We start from the raw sequence: 16,871 nt of genomic DNA, 5'->3' as shown, positions 1-16,871 counted from the left end.
CACCGGTCCGCCGACGACGGCACCCGCCGTCGCCCACCGTGCCCGAGCGGATCAGCTCACCGTCAGCCCCGCGGGCGGGTGACCGCAGGATCCCGGCTCCTTCACCGTGTCCTACGAGACCCTACGAGAACCCGCGCCGGCTCAGGCAGCGGTCCCGGCGGCCACCACGGCGGGCGGATCGCTTCTGCGCCCGGGGCGGGACAGCCGGCGCTGCACGGCTTCGGCCAGCTTGGAGAGGCTGAAGTTGACCAGGATGAAGATGGCTCCGACGACGAAGAACATCTGCAGCGGGTTCTCCAGCGTCTGGACGGCGATCTGGCCCCGGCGCAGCAGCTCTTCGTAGCTGATGATGAAGCCCAGCGACGTGTCCTTGAGGACGACCACCAACTGCCCGATGAGCACGGGGAGGGTGATCCGGAAGGCCTGCGGGAGCAGGATCAGCCGCAGGGTGGCGCCCCGGGTGAGGCCGATGGCGTACGCGGCCTCCCCCTGTCCCTTGGGCAGGGCCTGGATGCCGGCGCGGATGACCTCGGCGATGACGACCGAGTTGTAGAGCGTCAGGCCGATGACGAGGAACCACATGGCCGGCAGGTCGACGCCGATCTCCGGCAGTACGCGGGCGGCGAAGAAGACGGACAGCACCACGGGGACACCGCGAAAGAGTTCGATGAACCCCACGACCGCCCAGCGGTACCACGCCGCGGCCGTGACCCGGGTGACGGCGAGCGTGCTGCCCAGGGCGAGGGACAGCACGATGGAGACGGCGGCCGCCTGCAGAGTGGCTTTCAGGCCGCCGCCGAGGAAGTCCCAGACCAGTCCGAACTGCGGGTCGGAGGGGTTGACCAGGGGACTCCATTTGGCCTCGTCGAGCTGCCCCTGCCGGGAGAGCCTGGCGACGACGAGGGCCAGCACGGCGGCCAGCGCCGTGAGCAGCGCGGCGGTGCCCCAGCGGATCCGCCGACGGGTGCGCGGACCCGGGGCGTCGTACAGGACATGGGTCGTGGTCATCGGGCGATCGCCACCTTGCGCTCCAAACGGCTGAGGAGAAATCCGAAGGGCAGGATCAGCAGGAGGTATCCCGCGACGACGCCGGTGAGCGTGGGCAGTGCGGGAAGGCCCCGGGACGAGGTCAGGGTGTCGGCCACGCTGAAGAGTTCGCCGCCGACGCCGAAGGCGCCGACGATCGCCGAGTTCTTGATCATGGCGATCAGGGCATTGCCGAGCGGCGGGACCATCGATCGCAGGGCCTGCGGCATGACCACCAGCCGCAGGCCCGCGCCGAAGGTCAGGCCGATGGCGCGTGCCGCCTCGACCTGGCCGGCCGGAACCGCGTTGATCCCGCTGCGTACGGCTTCGCAGACGAAGCCGGACGTGTAGCAGGTCAGCCCGGCCACCCCGAACCAGAAGTAGCTGCCGTGCAGACCGACTTCGGGCAGACCGAACGCCATGAAGAACAGCACGACGGTGAGCGGGCAGTTGCGCACGCACTGGACCCACAGGGCGCCCAGGCGTTGCAGCAGCGGTACCGGGGAGACCCGGGCCACGGCGACGGCCATACCGAGGACGAGCGAGCCGATGGCCGCGTAGATGCAGATTTCTATGGTCTTCAGCCAACCGGACCAGAAGAGACCCGCGTTGTCGACGATCACGTTCATGTGTCTGCTCCGAATCACACAGCTAGGGCCTGTCCGGCGGATCAGGTCGCAGGAAATCGGCGGCGCCTCATCAGCGCCGGTGAGCGGGGCCTGGTGCGTCCAGCTGCAAGGCGGAGGAGGGCGTCGACGCGATGGGGGTCCCCCCGCGCGAGGTTGTTCGAGCGTGGGGGAGTCGGCGACCGACGACAACGCCGCAGATGGGCGTGCCAGGCCCCGCGTCTGCGGCATGATCCGCCGGACAGGCCCTAGGCGCGGGTCACCCGCAGGTGCCGAGTCGGGGAAGGGCCGGGACCTCCGGAGCCGCGTCGCCGACGGAGTCCTTCCAGGCCTTCGCGTAGCTGCCGTCCTTCTCCGCGTCGGTGAGCACGTCGTTGACGAACTCGCAGAACTCGACGTCGCCCTTCTTGATGCCGATGCCGAACGGCTGGTCGTAGAAGGTCTCACCGACGGTCTTGAACTTGCCCTCGGAGGCCGAGACGAAGCCGAGCAGGATGGCGCTGTCGGTGGTGACGGCGTCGACCTGGCCGGTGCGCAGGGCGTCGGCGCACTTGCTGTAGACGTCGAACAGGACCAGCTGCTTGCCCGGGTCATCGAGGTACTGCTTGATGTTCTCGGAGTCGACGGAGCCGGTGGCCGTACACACCTTGAGGCTCGCGTCCTTGAGCGACTGCGGGCCGGTGATGTCCTTGTTGTCGCTCTTGACCATCAGGGTCGAGCCGGCGTTGTAGTAGGGACCGGCGAAGGTCACCCGCTTGCGGCGCTCGTCGTTGATCGTGTAGGTCGCGGTGATCAGGTCGGCCTTGCCCTGCTCCAGATACTCCTCCCGGACCTTGGACGGGGTCTCGACCCAGGTGATGTCGCCGGGGGCGATGCCGAGTTCGCCTGCGATGATCTTGGCTATCTCCACGTCGAAGCCGGCCGGTTTGCCGTCCAGGCCCTTGAGGCCGAAGAGCGGTACATCGAACTTCGTACCGATCGTCATCTTTCCGGCGGCGGACAGCTTGGCCATCGTGGTGCCGGCCGCGAACGTGGGCTCGGCCGTGGACGAGCCTGCGGTGTTCTCCGCTGCGCTTCCGCCGCACGCGGAAAGGCCCAGGGCCAGGGCGGCGATCGCTGCCGTCATCGTGAGGGCGTGTCTGTGCTGGGTCATCGTGTTTTCCCTTGTACGAGGGTGTGGTGGGCGGGGGCCCGGAATCAGTGGCTGAGAATTTTCGACAGGAAGTCCCTGGCGCGTTCGCTCTTCGGCGCCGAGAAGAAGTGGTCGGGCCGCGCCTCCTCGACGATGCGGCCGTCGGCCATGAAGACGACCCGGTCGGCGGCGCGGCGCGCGAAGCCCATCTCGTGGGTGACGACGACCATGGTCATGCCCTCGCGGGCCAGGGCCGTCATGACGTCGAGGACCTCGTTGACCATCTCCGGGTCCAGGGCCGAGGTGGGCTCGTCGAACAGCAGCACCTTGGGGTCCATGGCCAGCGCGCGAGCGATGGCGACCCGCTGCTGCTGCCCGCCTGAGAGCTGGGCGGGGTACTTGTGGGCCTGGGCGGCCACCCCGACGCGCTCCAGCAACTGGAAGGAACGCTGCTCCGCCGCGGCCTTCGCCGCCTTGCGGACCTTGACGGGACCGAGCGTCACGTTCTCCAGCACGGTCTTGTGCGCGAAGAGGTTGAAGGACTGGAAGACCATGCCCACGTCGGCCCGCAGTGCGGCCAACTCCCGCCCCTCACTGGGAAGTTCACTCCCATCCAGGGTGATGCTCCCCGACCCGATCGTCTCCAGTCGGTTGATCGTGCGACACAGCGTCGACTTTCCCGAACCGGAAGGGCCGATCACCACGACGACCTCCCCCTTGGCGACATCCAGATCGACATCAGCCAGGACGTGAAGCGCCCCGAAGTGCTTGTTGACCCCGCGGAGGGACAGCAGTGGGGACAAGGAAGACATGGGCTGCTACCTAGCTGTGAGGAGGACGGGGCACCAGCAGTGGTGGGACCGGAAGGCCATTGGTCCAACCTGTCGGACCAATGGAAGGTCCGCCGGTCGACCCTGTCAAGAGTCGCCGTCGAATTGCTCGTGACGCTTGTGTTACAGGTCCGGTCATAGCGGACCAAATGTGGATGACCCTCACGACGCACCTCTCTCCACAACAGGAAGCAGACGTCAATTGAGGGCCGTTGGCCCTACCGGTCCAGCCAAGCTAGGGACCCAAAACGCTTTGCACAACAGTCGCGCGGATCCGCTTCGCCGCAGCCCTGAACAGGCTCAACCGAGGGGTCATCGCCCCACCACTCGATCGAACGCCTGGAGATCGCCCTTGACCTCCGAGGGGACCGTAGGCAGGATTGGTCCTACCGGTTGGGCCAATTAGCGAGGTGCCCGGCCCGGAGCAGAGGAAAGAGATCGCCTCAGTGAGTGCCACAGCAAGCGCGCCCCCGCGTTCCCACTTCCCGGCGGCGGAGCAGTTCCTGTACCTGGACGCCGCTCACCAGACCCCGCTGTCAGTGCCCGTCCGTAACGCCCTCGACGCCTTCTATGACGAGGCACTGGAGTCCGCCGGCCCGAAGAAGCGCTGGCTGGCACGGCTGACGGACGTACGTGCGCGGCTGGCGGCCTTCCTGGGAGTGGACGTCGACGAGATCGCCTTCACCAAGAACACCTCGGAAGGCATCAACATCGCCGCCCACGGCCTCCACGTAGAGCCGGGTGACAATGTGCTGCTCCTCGAAGGCGAACACCCCAACGTCGCGTACGCCTGGCTCAACCGGCAACCGGACGGGCTCGAGGTGCGGATGGTCCCGCAGGACGGGCGGAAGAAGTGGGCCGACGCCGACACCTTCGCCGCGTACGTCGACGACCGGACCCGTGCGATCGCCCTCTCGCACGTGATGTTCCACAACGGTCAGCGCAACGACGTGGCGGGCATCGCCCGACTGGCTCGTGCACACGGGGCCGAGGTGGTGGTCGACGCCATGCAGTCCGTCGGCGTCCTCGACGTCGACGCCCGCGCGCTGGGGGCCTCGGTGCTCGCCGCCGGCTGCCACAAGGGTCTGCTGGTACCCCAAGGGCTCGGCCTGCTCTGCACGCCGTACGGGGCAAAGGGGCTGCGACCGACCTACATGGCGCTGGCCGGTGTCGCCGATCCCGACGAGCACGTCGTCGTCGGAGCGGGACGTGTGGAGCCACGCGGTGACGCCCGGCGTTTCGAGATCGGCAACTTCAACCTCCCGGCGATCCACGCGCTCGCCGCCGCGCTGGATCTCATCGAAGGCCTGGGCGTCCGGGACATCGAGCGGCACGTACTGGATCTGGGCGACCATCTCATCGCACACCTGGACGACCTGGGCATCGCCCTGGTCGGACCACGGGAACGCGAACACCGCTCGCACATCCACGTCCTGGACCTGCCCGCATCACGGTGGGCGGGCTTCCTCGCCGCCGAGGGCGCCCGGCTCTCCTCCGTACGCGACGGCATCCGGATCTCCTTCGGCCTGTACAACAACGCCGAGGACGTCGACCGGTTGGCCGCCCTCCTGCGCCGGGGACTGCGGACCCTTCCGCACCGCGGGACCGTCCGATGACCGATGCGTCGCCGGCCGAGATTCTCAGCTCGGAGAACCGGGTGCGCCCCGTGGCCCCGGCCGACCGGTGAGACCACCCGGCCGGGAGCCTTCCCTACCCCTGGCCCAGCCCCTGCAACACGGGATAGTCGTGATAGTGCCGACTCGTCGCCTCGTACACCGCGACCACGTCCTTGTCGCGGATCGCCCTGACGAGCGCTCTGTGCACATCCAGCGAATACGCGCCGATCGCCGGGGTGTACCGGGTGTGCAGCAGCCATTCGTGACTCTGGTGCTTGGTGGTCAGCTCCTTGACCAGGGTGACCAGCAGCGGCGTACGCGAAGCTGCGGCGACCGCCCGGTGCAGGTCCATCGTGGTGCGCAGATAGCTCTCGTAGTCGTCCTGCTCCAGATGCTCTTCCATCTCCGCCACGAGAGCATCCATCTTGAGCAGGTCCGACCGGGTCGCCCTGCGGATCGCCGTCAGGGCACTCGCAAGCTCCAGCGCCTCGCGCGCCTGCAGCAGTTCGGTGATGTTCAGCGCGGCGACGAGCCCGGCGTCGTTCTCGTCTCGGGCCGGACCTTCCGGCTGCGCGATATAGCTGCCGTCCCCGAGCCGAGTCTCGACATGGCCGCTGAGCTGCAGCACGGCGAGCGCCTCACGAATGGCGTTCCGGCTCACGCCGTACTCGCTCGCCAGATCCCGCTCCGAGGGCAGCCGCCGGCCGACCGGCAGTTCCCCCTCCCGGATCCTCGCCAGCAACGCCTCCGCGACGAGCTCCGGCTTGCGCCGACGGCCCTGCGACTGCTGTGACGCCATGAACTCCTCGCACCCTGCCATCGGTAGGACCAACTGGTAGGACCAGCTTTCCACGTCCTCCCACCTTGGTCAACAGACGGCCCGCCCGGTCGGCCGACTCAGTCTCCAGAAACCGGAGCGCCGCCGCCCTCGCCGGAAGGCGAAGCGCGGCGGCGCCGACCCGATCAGTGGTCGAGGGGAACAGACGCCGGCATCAGCTTCTGGTCCACTGCTGGTTGCCGCTTCCGTTGCAGTACCAGACATCGACCGCCGTGCCGTTGCCGGTGCCCGCTCCGGCCGCGTCCAGGCAGAGTTCCGGGTTCGCGACGCTGGTCACGGTGAGGTCCGCGTTCAGGTTCCACTGTTGTGCCGCCGCGCCGGTGCAGTCGGAGATGACCACGGGGTCTCCCGCCGTGGCTCCGGTGCCTCCCACCGTCATGCACTTGTTGCCGTAGACGGTGAGTTGTTTGTCCGCGTTCCAGTTCCAGGACTGGTTGCCGCCGTCGTTGCAGTCCCAGAGGTCGAGTTGGGTGCCGTTGGTCGTGCTGAAGCCGGGCACGTCGACGCAGCGGTTGGAGGCCACTCCGCGCAGGACCTCGCCGGGAGGCGCGGGCGGCAGGTCGTTGACGGGCGGGGTCGTGCCGAAGCCGTAGCCCCAGCGCAGCTGCGCGACTCCGCTGGCGTTGTTGTCCACCAGGTTGCCCTCGGAGTCCAGCGACTCGATCGAGTAGGCGTCGCCGAACCTCAGCCCCGGCCAGTACACCAGGCCCATCCCCTTGCTGCGGGCGGTGTTGGTCACGGCCGCGAGATACGACGTGTAGATGTTGCCGTCCCACGCGCCGTAGTTCAGACCGGTGGTCATCGGAGAGCCTGCCTCGTCGATGATGGTCCGGCCGGCGTACGCGCCGATCCGGGCTTCGAGGTCGGCGACCCAGTCCGCCTGCTGGGTGTGGCTGGCCCAGAAGCCGTAGAAGTGCAGCGACAGCAGCGTTCCCCGCAGTTCGGGTGCCGCGCCGACACCGGTGACGTTGTCGTTGTAGCCGGTACCGCTGATCACGACGCGGCCGCGCGGGACGTCCTTGTGCTGGGCGAGCCAACCACTGGTGACGGACACCCACTCGTCCAGGGTGTAACCGTGCGGCTCGTTCATGGGCTCGAAGTAGACCCGTGGGTTGTGCTTGTACTCCCGCACCACGGTGTTCCACATCGTCTTCCAGGCGGCCGCGTCGTCGACCAGGCCGTCCTTGCTGGTGTTGGCCTCCCAGTAGCTGACGATGACCTTGTCACCGTAGGCCGTGGCCGCGTCGATCGTCGCCCGGTACGACTTCCACCAAGTGGTGCCCACACTTGCCGGGTTGATCGGCAGTCGCAGCGTGTTGGCGCCCAGGTTCTTCTTGAAGCCGCGCACCATGTGACCCGTGGTGCGGTACACGGTGCGGTAGTCGTCGGTCACCGACAACCCGCTGGGCACCACGGCGTCACTCGCGTAGTTGTCCCGCGGGTCTGCCCAGTTCACCCCGCGGAAGTCACTGGTACCGCCCTTCGACGCGGTCATCACCGCCGCCTGCGAGGCATCTGACGTCTCGGCTGCCGACTGGGCGAGGGCGGGGGCAGGGGCGGTCAGGAACAGGAGTGTCGCGCCGAAGCCGGCCATGAGCACACTGGCCAGTCTTCTCGACCGCGTCGGGGTCTTGGTCATGTCGTCTCCAGTGACGGGAATCGCGGAGGGCGGAGTGCGGGTTCGCCACCTGAGCCGAGGCAGTGATGAACCAGGGTCCGGATACGGACACTCGGACCCGCGTAAACCTGCAATGGTTACGTAACCATTGCGTGCCCGGACACTGGCACGATGCCGGCACTGGTGACAAGACCCGCGACGGTTCCGAAGTACGACAGCCCTCTTCCCGGGCCCCCACCCAGATCGCCTACACCTCGGACGGGGCGGTGGCGTACGCCGCTGTGGGCGCCGATGGAACCGTGGTACCGATCCCGACCACGAACGGCGAGACGGGGGCCGCCGATCCGGGTCGGCAGCTACCCGATCGGTGTCACTGAACGTGGGGTAGGCGGCCTGTCCGACGCGGAGGCGGAGGCGGGGTTGCCGGCAGTCGTGCTCACAGCAGGTCTGCCCAGCCCGTCCAGCCGCTGGTGGCTTTCGCTACGCGGGATTTGAAGGTGCCGGTGCCGGTGGCCGCGTAGAAGTACAGGGCGCCGGAGGAGTTCGTGGCCATGAGGTCGGCCTTGCCGTCGCCGTTGGCGTCGCCGGGTGAGAAGAGTTTGCTGTACTGCTGCCAGCCGGTGCCTATCTTCACCCGGGCCGAGAAGGGGGCGGAAGCCGAGCCGGTGCCCGCGTAGCGCCACAGGGTGCCGGAGGTGTCCCGGGCCAGGAGGTCGGGGCGGCCGTCGCCCGTGAAGTCCCCCGCGCCGACAAGGGCGTTGTACTGCTGCCAGCCGGTGCCGAGCTTGACGGCGCCGGCGACGGACATGCCGGAGGCGTTGCCCGCGTAGAGGTAGAGCGTGCCGGTGCTGGTCACGGCGAGGAGGTCGCCCTTGCCGTCGCCGGTCAGGTCACCGGGGCCGACGATGCGTCTGTACGAGGTGGAGCCGGCTGCCAGCAGGGGGTCCGCGAGGGCGTAGAACGCCGGGTTGGTCAGCTTCCCGCTGCTGACCGACTGGACGACCAGGTCGGCGAGGCCGTTCTCGCGGAGTGCGGAGGCGTATGCGAGGCGGGTGCTCGAGGACGGCCACGCCCCACCGACCAGGAGCTTGCCCGTCAGCGTGCCGGTGCCGGTGACCTCGTAGCTGTAGACGTTTCCGGCCGACGTACGGCCCATGATCCCGAACTTGCCGAAGTGCGGGTTGTTGCCCGCTCCCGCGAACTGCGTGGCCTTGCCCCAGCCCTTGCTGCGGGGGGAACGGGTGCCGAAGGTGCCGTTGCCGTTGCCCGCGTAGAACCACAGGTTGCCCGAGAAGTCCCTGGCCAGCAGGTCGGTCTTGCCGTTGCCGTCCCAGTCGCCGCCGCCGATGATCTGGTTGTACGAGGCCCACTCGGTCTTCGAGTCCTTGACCTTGGCGCTGAAGGTGCCGCCCTTCTTGCCCAGGTAGCGGTAGAGGGCACCGGCCGGGGTGCGGGCCAGGAGGTCGCCGACGCCGTCGCCATTCAGGTCGCCGGCGCCGATCAGTTCGTCGTACTGCTGCCAGCCGGTGCCGATCTTCACACGGCTGCCGAAGGCGCCGGTGCCCTTGCCGGGGTAGTAGTAGAGCGTGCCGGTGGGGGTGCGGGCCAGCAGGTCGGCCTTGCCGTCGGCGTTCATGTCGCCCGGGGCGGCGACCTTGTTGTAGGCCTGCCAGCCGGTCGCGACCGTACGGCGTGAACCCAGGCCGCCGGGGACGCGTGCGTAGATGCCGGGATGGAAGGACAGCACGCCGCTGGAGCTGAGGGTCAGCACGTCCTGGACGCCGTCCGAGTCGAGGTCGCCCGGGGTGAGTACGTCCTTCACCTTCGCGACGTCCGCGTCGACGACCATGGTCTCGGCCGGACCGGTGTTGATGTACAGCCGGCCCTCGACGTTGCGGTAGACCAGGTCGGAGGTGCCGTCCCCGTCGAAGTCGCCGCGCGCCGGGTTGATCGCGTCCGCGTCGCCGGGCAGCACCGCGAAGACGCCTGCCGCGAGCACCGCCGCCGTGCCGGCCAGCACGGATGCCTTCATGGCGAGGGGGCGCCGGTGTCTGGGACCCCTGTCGCGCAGCCGGGGTCGAGTGGTGAACACGTTCTCTCCCGGAGGGTCAGGGGGTGGTGGAGGGCGTGGCGGAGGGGGTCGTCGAGGACGTGGCGGAGCTGTTGCTCGCGGGCTCGGTCGCTGTGGCCGACGGCTCTGCCGATGCGGCCGAATCCGTCTGATCCGCGGAGGCCGTCGTCTCGGCCGTGTCGGTCTGGGTGGCCGTGTCCGTCGGCGTCGCGGACTCCTCCGCGCTCGTGCTCGCCGAGGACGAGGGCGAGGACGCGGTCTGGACCCCGACCTGGTACACGCCCGGCACGCCGTCCTCCACTCGGAAGGTCGCGGCCTGGGTGGTCGTCCCGTTCTTCGTCGACACGGTGGAGATCGTCCTCAGTTGTGCCTCGATGCGGTCCGTGGTGATGTCGAAGAGGAGGTAGCCGCGCCGGGCGTCGATCATCTTCCAGTGGGGGTTGTCCGCCAGCTTGGGCGCCCACTCGGCGGCGAAGGCCACCAGGTCCTCGTCTCCGGCACTGGATATGGACGTCCCGACGAACTCCGCGCCGACCACGGGCGAGTTCACGTCGTCGAAGTCCAGTTTGAGGTCGCTGACGATGGTGCGGTGCCGGTCGCCGGAAAGCACCACGGGGTTGCGGACGTCCTGGAACTCCGCGAGCAGGGAGGCCCGTTCCTTCTGGTAGCCGTCCCAGGCGTCGTACGCCCACTCCTTGCCGACGCCGGCGAGGAAGTCGGTCTCGGCCATCATCACCTGGGAGGCGACCAGGTTCCACTGCCTGCCGGAGCTGCGTGCGCTGTTCACCAGCCAGTTCCGCTGGGTGTCGCCCATGATGACACGGCCGGTTTGCGTGGCCCCGTCGGCGGTGGTCGCCTGGTCGTCGCGGTACTGCCGGGTGTCCAGGACGTGCAGCCGGGCGAGGGTGCCGAAGTCGAGCTTGCGGTACATCAGGACGTCGGGGCCGCTGGGCTTCTGCGCGGCTCGGATCGGCATGTGCTCGTAGAAGGCCTGGAAGGCGGCCTTCCGGCGGGCCAGGAACTTGTCGGTGGGCCAGGCCACCGGGTCGTTCGCCGCGTCACCGGCCCAGTCCTGCTCCACCTCGTGGTCGTCGAAGACGACGACGAAGGGGGCGGCGGCGCGCATCGCCTGCAGGTCCGGGTCGGTGCCGTACTGCTCGTGCCGGGCGCGGTACTCGGTGAGCGTGACGGGCGAGCCCGTGCCGTCGTGGCGGCGTACGCGGTAGGAGTAGGCGGGGCTCTCGTAGATGTAGTCGCCGACGAACAGCACGAGGTCCGGCTTCTGGTCGCGCATGTCCTGGTAGGCGGTGAAGTAGCCGTGCGCCCAGTTCTGGCAGGAGGCGAGAGCGATCCGCAGCTTCTCGGGGGTGCTTCCGGCGGCGGGGGCGGTGCGGGTGCGGCCGGTGCGGGAGGTGCGGCTCAGGGCCTTGAACCGGTACCAGTAGTCGGTGGCCGGGGTCAGGCCCGTGACGTCCACGTGGACGCTGTAGCCGAGGCTGCTGCTCGCCGTCGCCGTACCGCTCTTGACGATCTTCGTGAAACCGCTGTCCGAGGCGAGCTCCCAGGTCACCGCGACCGTGGGGGGCAGGATGCCGGAGCTGCCCGGATTCGCGGGCAGCACCCTGGTCCACAGCACGATCGCGGTGGGCAGCGGGTCGCCGGAGGCGACGCCCAGCTTGAAGACCGTGCCGCTGACCGACGTACCGGCACCGGCCGTCGCGGTGGCCCCGCCCACGGAGGCCGAGGCGCTGCCCGACAGCAGTTGACCGGCGGCCGCCGCGCTCGCGGCTCCCAGCGTGACCGCTCCAGCGCCCAGAAAGCGCCTACGGCGTATCGCTCCCGGGTCCATGCTGTTGTCGCTCGGGTGCACAGCCGTGCCTTCCCCCCAAAGGCGGTGCCGTGCGCAGCGCCGGTGAACGTGATCGTCGTGGATTCTATGCAATACCCTCACACTTGTGGGACCGGGTCCGTCAATTCGTTCGAGCAACCGGCAGGAGACATGCGCCGACCACTGATGTCCGTAGGCAGCACGGTCCTGCTTGTCGTCCTTGCCGTCGGCACGGCGGGGTGCTCGTCGTCTCCCTCGACTGCGGACGGTTCGGGAAGCGGTTCTGGCACTGCCTCAGATTCGGACCCGGGCTCGGGCTCGGGCTCGTCGAGCGCGGCGGACGGGGGCGGTTCGCAGGCCGGCGGTTCGCGGACCGGCGGGTCACTGAGCCCCGACGGAAGCGGAACTCCGGGCGGTAGCGGCAGCGGTGGCGCCAATGGCAACGGCAACGGCAGCGCGTCCTCCCCACCCGGGGTGCTCTTCGGAGCCGGCTCCCTCCCCAGCCCCGCAGCAGACCACTGCCGTACGAAGAACCTGAAGGCCGTGGCACGCAGCACCGGTCAGGGCCGGGCCTCGGTCGTGATCACCAACAAGGGGGCCGGCTCCTGCACGGTACGCGGATTCCCCTCCCTCCTCTTCATCAGCGAGGCAGGTCGGACCGAGTTGCCGGTGGACTGGGACGGATCAGCCGCCGACGCCGCGAAACTCACGCTCGCCCCCGGGGACTCCGCTTCCGCCGCACTCACCTTTACCGGCCTCGACGAGTGCGACCCGATCACCGGACTCGACCTCGTGCCTCCCGGCGAGTCCCGCCCCCTCACACCTGCTTTCACCAACACCAACGGGAAGAAGCAGGTGGTACGCATCTGCGACACCGGAGTACGAGTGAAGGCGTTCACGCCCGAACGGTGAGGTCCCCCGTTGGCTCAGTCTGTGCCGACAGCCACGTCGACCAGGGCAGCGAGCTGTTCGGGGGTCAGGACGTCTCCAGTTGGGTGATCTGGTACGTCACACCGCCTCGCGAACCGGGGCGGTTCGGTCTGCAAATCTCAGTCGGCAAGCTTGTTGGTCTTGCGGATCTGTCCGTCGAAGACCCCGGCGGGAAGGATACGGTGCGCCGCGCTGACGAGCCGGGCTTGCCGGCCGGCGGTGTACCGCACCTTCGGCTTGGAGTCGGTGGCGGCCGCGACGATCACCTTCGCGACGGTGGCGGGGTCGTCGCCGTCCTCGTTGACCGCCACCGCCAGCTGGTCGGCTATGCGCCGCTGCTCCGCGTAGATCTGCATGGGCATGTCGGGCTCGACAGTGTTCGCCTCGAACGCGGATTTGGTGCCGCCCGGCTGGACGATGAGGGCACGGACCCCGTGCTCGCGGATCTCGTGGTCCAGGGACTCGGTGTACCCCTCGAGCGCGTGCTTGGACGCCGAGTAGGTGGCCATGTAGGGCGCGGGGAGGAACCCGAGGACGGACGAGATGTTGATGATGCGCCCGCTTCCCTGGGCGCGCATGTGCGGGAGAACCGCCTTGGCCATGCGCATCACACCGAAGACGTTGATGTTGAAGAGGCGCTCGGCCTGCGCTAGAGAGTTTTCCTCGGCGGCGCCCGACGAGCCGATGCCCGCGTTGTTGACGAGTACGTCGATCCGCCCGAACTTCTCGATCACCTGCTCGACCGCGGCAGCGACCGAATCGTCGCTGCCCACGTCGAGGGCGAGGAACGTCACGCCGTCACGACGGTCGGCTCCCGACGTCTTCCGGCTCGTTCCCACCGTCTCGAAACCCGCCGCGACGAGCGCGAGGGCGGCCGCCTTTCCGATACCGGTGGAGGCACCTGTCACGAGTGCCACCGGTCGGTTCGTTGTAGCCATTGTGACCTCCAAAGCCCATTGCATTACGATCATAATAGACGTGCAGAGCGGACCATCAAGAACCACAGCTGCCGGGACTGACACGCATGCCGTCGTCGGCAGGTACCGGCGACGTTCTACAGCCGCCTCGTGGTCTCCATCGACATCTCCACCGTCACCTTCACTGGAGACAACCTGCTGTCGACGGCGGCGGCGCTCCACATTTCACGCGTCCCGACAATCGACCCGATCTACTCGCTCGGGCTACCTCCGAATCGCCCGGCGGCGAGTGCTCGCGCGTACGTCTCACGATTCAACAGAGGGAGCTCGCCAGTGGCGTCCGTAGTGGCGATGTATTCAAGCATCCGCCCCTGAGCTTCCTTCGATTGATCTCTGACCAGGAACTCGGCGTGCTCGAGCTGCAAGCCGTCCTCGAGCGACAGGGAACTGCCGAAGTAGATGGATCGCTTGATGGCCCCGAGAGATTTCTTCGAGCGAAAGCTCAGATACTCTGCGCGCTCGATCGACCGTGCGAGGACCTCGTCCTGTGGCACCACTTCGTCGACCGCACCGAGCGAGAGAGCCTCCGCAGGCGTGAACGGCCTGCCTTCGAGGACGGCGACCAACGTCTGCTGAGTACCGATCAGACGAGGCAGTCGCTGAGAGCCGCCGCCACCCGGTGTCAGTGCGAGCAGGACTTCTGTCAGACCGATGACATGCTCCCCGTCTGCCATGATGCGCAGATCACAGGCGAATGCCAGCTCCGCACCGACGGCAAGTGCCGAACCGTTGAGTGCCGCGACGAAGATGGTGCCGCTTGCATTCATCTTCAGGAAGGTGGCATGGAAGCTGTCGAGCTGCAGAAGTGTCTTGAGCCGGGTCATACCCGCGAGCGTTCTGACAACCGGCACTCGGTTGACGAGTCGCGCCATGCGCGCTACGAGCTTGGCGATGCGCGTGTTGATCGGCGGGAATCCAGTGCCCCCCTCTTGCAGCCAGCGCACATCAGAATGGCTCAAGAAGCGGTCAGGATGCGTACCGGTGAAGACGACCGCGCGGATGTCCGGATCTCGGTCTGCACGATCGACCAACTCTTTCAGCTGCTTGGCGATCTCGGGATCGAACAACGCATGCGGGCCTCCGTCGATACGAGCGACAAGCACCCCGGCGTGGCCCTCGACGGCAATGTGTCCTGCGGGCTGCGAGCTACTTCGCGACGTGCCCATGTGGTCCTCCGGTGAGTCGGCTGTGGTCGACGGTTTCCGGCGCTCACGCGTGTCCCGCTCCTCGCCATGTCGTCTCCCGCGGAGCGCGCGCGAGTGCGCTGACCACGCCCGACTCTAAGGACAGCGAACGGCAGGCGAATCTGTCGTCGTATCGGTCACGGAGAGGGCAAAGTGTGGAACGCAGGTAGCACGAGCGCTCCGGCGCCAGCAGCCACGAAGCTTTCAAGCAAAGGGACCTTTACGGAGGGCGCCAGGAGCAGGCCGCCCACCGGGCCCCTGACGCGCTCGCTGCAAGTCCACAGATCTGAGAAACAGACCACCCAGGGGTGCGCGAGCCCATCCATATACAATCGATCATGTATATTGATATACGCCACAGTGTGCATGAGGAGGCCATCTTGAGCCGCACCGTGATCGACCTCGACGACGAGGCACTGGAAGAAGCCGCCAAGGAACTCGGCACCACCACCAAGCGCGACACCATCAACACCGCCCTGCGCGAGGTCACCGCCCGCTACCGGCGCCTGCGCGCGCTCGAAGACGCCCGGCAACTGGTGACCGACGGAGCCCTGGACATCGACATTCTCCTGGACAAGAACCAGTACCGGCCGTGACCGTCGCCGACTACCTCATCGACACCTCCGCCCTCGCCCGCGTCCTGCTCCGCCAGACCACGACTGAGTGGGACGACAGGATCGGCGCTGGCCTCGTCGCGATCTGCGACATCACGGAACTCGAGGTCCTCTACTCCGCCCGCTCAGCCGCGGACCGCGCGCGACTGAAGGCTGCACTCGACGCCCACTACGTGTGGTGCCCCATGCCTGACGGCATCTACCGCCGCTCCCGCATCGTCCAGGAACAACTGACCGCCAAAGGGGAACACCGCAGTGCGGGCCCCGTCGATCTCCTGGTGGCCGCAGCCGCGGAAGAAGCAGGTTTCACCCTGCTCCACTTCGACCGCGACTTCGAAACCATTGCCCGCACGACGGGGCAGCCGGTCCGCATGATCGACCTCAGGCAGTAGAGTCCGCGCGGTCGCACGGAGGGGCGTCAGGCCTCTCGCCGACCGCCCACCCGAGGCGGTATCGCGGCGATGCCCCACTGCCGGACGGCCCTCGTTCCGCACCCTCGCGCCCGCCCCGCGGACTGAGCCGCCTTGCCGACAGGGTGCGCCGCGCGGGCGCGGTGGCACGTCCCATCCTTACGTCGAAGCCGACTGGAAGGGCGGTAGGCTGCGGACACGTGATGGTCGACAAGCGACACTCCGGGCCGAGCGGGCAGGCCGGACCAGCTGCGGTTCCGCTGTACGGTTTCCAGCCCCCGGTCGGTACTCCCTACGGCCTTGAGGTGAGTACCGTCGAGGACTTCTTCACTCAGCACGACGACTGGCCGTGGAACCCGCCCCGTCCGGGCCGTGCCACCTTCCACTACCTCATCGCGGTCACCGAGGGGGAGCTGCGGCACGACGTCGACCACGTCACGCGGACCGTCGCCCCCGGCCAGTGGCTGTGGGTGCGTCCCGGGCACGCGCAGTGCTGGCATCCGCCCGGCACGGCCCGCGGCACGTTCATCCTGTTCGAACCGGACGTGCTGCGGCCCGACCTCGCCCGTCTCCTGGCCCCGCTCACCACGCACGAGGCCCCTGCCGTGCTCAGCCCGCACCCCGACGACACCGCCTGGCTCCAGCAGACGGCACTCCAACTCCTGGACGAACACCGCGCACTGGGGCGCCGCCCCCTCGACATCCACCACGCACTGCGGCGCAGCCTGCTCGAATCGCTGCTGCTGCGCCTGGCCAACTCCCCGGGCATCGCCCCCATCGGCACGGCGACGGCCGGCACGGGCCGCGCCGACAGGTACGGGCGTTTCCTGGACGCCTTGGAGCTGCACTTCCGCGAACTGCACCAAGCCGCGGACTATGCCGAGCTGCTCGGCTGCTCGGTCCGCACCCTCAGCCGTGCCGCCCGGGACGTCACCGGCAAGGGGGTGCGCGAACTCATCGACGAGCGGCGCCTTCTGGAAGCCCGACGCCTGCTGGGAGGTGCCCGGTGGGATGCCCGGACCGTGGCTGTCCACCTCGGCTTCACCGACCCCGCGAACTTCGGCCGCTTCTTCCGCGACCGCACCGGTCTCACCCCGGCCGCCTTCGCGGCCGGCGAGGCCACGACCGTCCCCCCTCCTGTCCTTGGTTGACGATCTCGGTGGTCCCCGGC

The 16,871-nt window shown here is 68.3% G+C and carries 15 protein-coding genes; 5 read left to right on the top strand and 10 right to left on the bottom strand.

Annotated features, from left to right (window positions below):
* Positions 1 to 141 precede the first annotated feature (141 nt).
* The 4 genes from OG252_RS34280 to OG252_RS34265 form a co-directional block, all read right to left on the bottom strand.
* Positions 142 to 1,008: an amino acid ABC transporter permease gene (locus OG252_RS34280; protein WP_329341011.1), complete on the bottom strand. Its 867-nt coding sequence runs from the start codon at positions 1,006 to 1,008 to the stop codon at positions 142 to 144.
* Positions 1,005 to 1,655, bottom strand: a complete 651-nt coding sequence (locus tag OG252_RS34275) for an amino acid ABC transporter permease (protein ID WP_266439910.1) — start codon at positions 1,653 to 1,655, stop codon at positions 1,005 to 1,007. The genes OG252_RS34280 and OG252_RS34275 overlap by 4 nt, the downstream gene beginning before the upstream one ends.
* A gap of 256 nt (positions 1,656 to 1,911) precedes the next feature.
* On the bottom strand, positions 1,912 to 2,805 hold the full coding sequence (locus OG252_RS34270) for a glutamate ABC transporter substrate-binding protein (RefSeq protein ID WP_329341009.1): 894 nt from the start codon (positions 2,803 to 2,805) through the stop codon (positions 1,912 to 1,914).
* A 44-nt stretch (positions 2,806 to 2,849) separates the two neighbouring features.
* Positions 2,850 to 3,596, bottom strand: coding sequence for an amino acid ABC transporter ATP-binding protein (locus OG252_RS34265; RefSeq protein WP_425587638.1), 747 nt, complete (start codon positions 3,594 to 3,596; stop codon positions 2,850 to 2,852).
* A 464-nt stretch (positions 3,597 to 4,060) separates the two neighbouring features.
* Here OG252_RS34265 and OG252_RS34260 point away from each other — a divergent pair, with 464 nt between their 5' ends.
* The gene (locus OG252_RS34260) at positions 4,061 to 5,230 is read left to right on the top strand and encodes an aminotransferase class V-fold PLP-dependent enzyme (RefSeq protein WP_329341007.1); all 1,170 of its coding nucleotides are present in this window, start codon (positions 4,061 to 4,063) and stop codon (positions 5,228 to 5,230) included.
* 94 nt (positions 5,231 to 5,324) lie between these two features.
* On the opposite strand, the gene OG252_RS34255 is transcribed toward OG252_RS34260, so the two are convergent.
* From OG252_RS34255 to OG252_RS34240, 4 genes are all read right to left on the bottom strand, one after another.
* Complete coding sequence (locus OG252_RS34255; RefSeq protein ID WP_266439906.1) at positions 5,325 to 6,029, bottom strand: FadR/GntR family transcriptional regulator; 705 nt, start codon at positions 6,027 to 6,029, stop codon at positions 5,325 to 5,327.
* A 193-nt stretch (positions 6,030 to 6,222) separates the two neighbouring features.
* Positions 6,223 to 7,707 (bottom strand): ricin-type beta-trefoil lectin domain protein, encoded by a 1,485-nt coding sequence (locus tag OG252_RS34250; protein WP_266439904.1) that lies wholly within the window; start codon positions 7,705 to 7,707, stop codon positions 6,223 to 6,225.
* Positions 7,708 to 8,122: 415 nt separating this feature from the next.
* Positions 8,123 to 9,778: an FG-GAP repeat domain-containing protein gene (locus OG252_RS34245; RefSeq protein WP_266439902.1), complete on the bottom strand. Its 1,656-nt coding sequence runs from the start codon at positions 9,776 to 9,778 to the stop codon at positions 8,123 to 8,125.
* Between the two features lie 16 nt (positions 9,779 to 9,794).
* Positions 9,795 to 11,606, bottom strand: a complete 1,812-nt coding sequence (locus tag OG252_RS34240) for an alkaline phosphatase D family protein (protein WP_406492733.1) — start codon at positions 11,604 to 11,606, stop codon at positions 9,795 to 9,797.
* An 87-nt stretch (positions 11,607 to 11,693) separates the two neighbouring features.
* Here OG252_RS34240 and OG252_RS34235 point away from each other — a divergent pair, with 87 nt between their 5' ends.
* On the top strand, positions 11,694 to 12,497 hold the full coding sequence (locus tag OG252_RS34235) for a DUF4232 domain-containing protein (protein WP_329345242.1): 804 nt from the start codon (positions 11,694 to 11,696) through the stop codon (positions 12,495 to 12,497).
* 137 nt (positions 12,498 to 12,634) lie between these two features.
* On the opposite strand, the gene OG252_RS34230 is transcribed toward OG252_RS34235, so the two are convergent.
* Together OG252_RS34230 and OG252_RS34225 are read right to left on the bottom strand one after the other, a co-directional pair.
* Positions 12,635 to 13,453 carry an oxidoreductase gene (locus tag OG252_RS34230; RefSeq protein WP_329341002.1) on the bottom strand — a complete coding sequence of 273 codons (819 nt, stop codon included), beginning with the start codon at positions 13,451 to 13,453 and terminating at the stop codon, positions 12,635 to 12,637.
* Between the two features lie 230 nt (positions 13,454 to 13,683).
* Entirely contained in the window at positions 13,684 to 14,658 is a 975-nt protein-coding gene (locus OG252_RS34225; protein ID WP_329341000.1) for an enoyl-CoA hydratase/isomerase family protein, read from the bottom strand.
* 398 nt (positions 14,659 to 15,056) lie between these two features.
* On the opposite strand from OG252_RS34225, the gene OG252_RS34220 reads away from it, so the two are divergent.
* The 3 genes from OG252_RS34220 (at position 15,057) to OG252_RS34210 (ending at position 16,851) form a co-directional block, all read left to right on the top strand.
* On the top strand, positions 15,057 to 15,272 hold the full coding sequence (locus OG252_RS34220) for a type II toxin-antitoxin system VapB family antitoxin (RefSeq protein ID WP_020115394.1): 216 nt from the start codon (positions 15,057 to 15,059) through the stop codon (positions 15,270 to 15,272).
* Entirely contained in the window at positions 15,269 to 15,682 is a 414-nt protein-coding gene (locus OG252_RS34215) for a PIN domain nuclease (RefSeq protein ID WP_266439896.1), read from the top strand. The genes OG252_RS34220 and OG252_RS34215 overlap by 4 nt, the downstream gene beginning before the upstream one ends.
* 323 nt (positions 15,683 to 16,005) lie before the next feature.
* Complete coding sequence (locus OG252_RS34210; RefSeq protein ID WP_266439895.1) at positions 16,006 to 16,851, top strand: helix-turn-helix domain-containing protein; 846 nt, start codon at positions 16,006 to 16,008, stop codon at positions 16,849 to 16,851.
* Positions 16,852 to 16,871 lie beyond the last annotated feature (20 nt).

Origin of the sequence: Streptomyces sp. NBC_01352 (genome assembly GCF_036237295.1) — a bacterium.
In the GTDB taxonomy this organism is placed as follows: Bacteria; Actinomycetota; Actinomycetes; order Streptomycetales; family Streptomycetaceae; genus Streptomyces; species Streptomyces plumbiresistens.
This window is presented reverse-complemented; position numbering and strand designations above follow the sequence as displayed.

Coding starts and splice junctions, on each gene's coding strand:
- OG252_RS34235 (WP_329345242.1), top strand. CDS start 11,694: ATGCAATACCCTCACACTTGTGGGACCGGGTCCGTCAATTCGTTCGAG.
- OG252_RS34230 (WP_329341002.1), bottom strand. CDS start 13,453: ATGGCTACAACGAACCGACCGGTGGCACTCGTGACAGGTGCCTCCACC.
- OG252_RS34270 (WP_329341009.1), bottom strand. CDS start 2,805: ATGACCCAGCACAGACACGCCCTCACGATGACGGCAGCGATCGCCGCC.
- OG252_RS34265 (WP_425587638.1), bottom strand. CDS start 3,596: ATGTCTTCCTTGTCCCCACTGCTGTCCCTCCGCGGGGTCAACAAGCAC.
- OG252_RS34280 (WP_329341011.1), bottom strand. CDS start 1,008: ATGACCACGACCCATGTCCTGTACGACGCCCCGGGTCCGCGCACCCGT.
- OG252_RS34240 (WP_406492733.1), bottom strand. CDS start 11,606: ATGGACCCGGGAGCGATACGCCGTAGGCGCTTTCTGGGCGCTGGAGCG.
- OG252_RS34250 (WP_266439904.1), bottom strand. CDS start 7,707: ATGACCAAGACCCCGACGCGGTCGAGAAGACTGGCCAGTGTGCTCATG.
- OG252_RS34225 (WP_329341000.1), bottom strand. CDS start 14,658: ATGGGCACGTCGCGAAGTAGCTCGCAGCCCGCAGGACACATTGCCGTC.
- OG252_RS34275 (WP_266439910.1), bottom strand. CDS start 1,655: ATGAACGTGATCGTCGACAACGCGGGTCTCTTCTGGTCCGGTTGGCTG.
- OG252_RS34255 (WP_266439906.1), bottom strand. CDS start 6,029: ATGGCGTCACAGCAGTCGCAGGGCCGTCGGCGCAAGCCGGAGCTCGTC.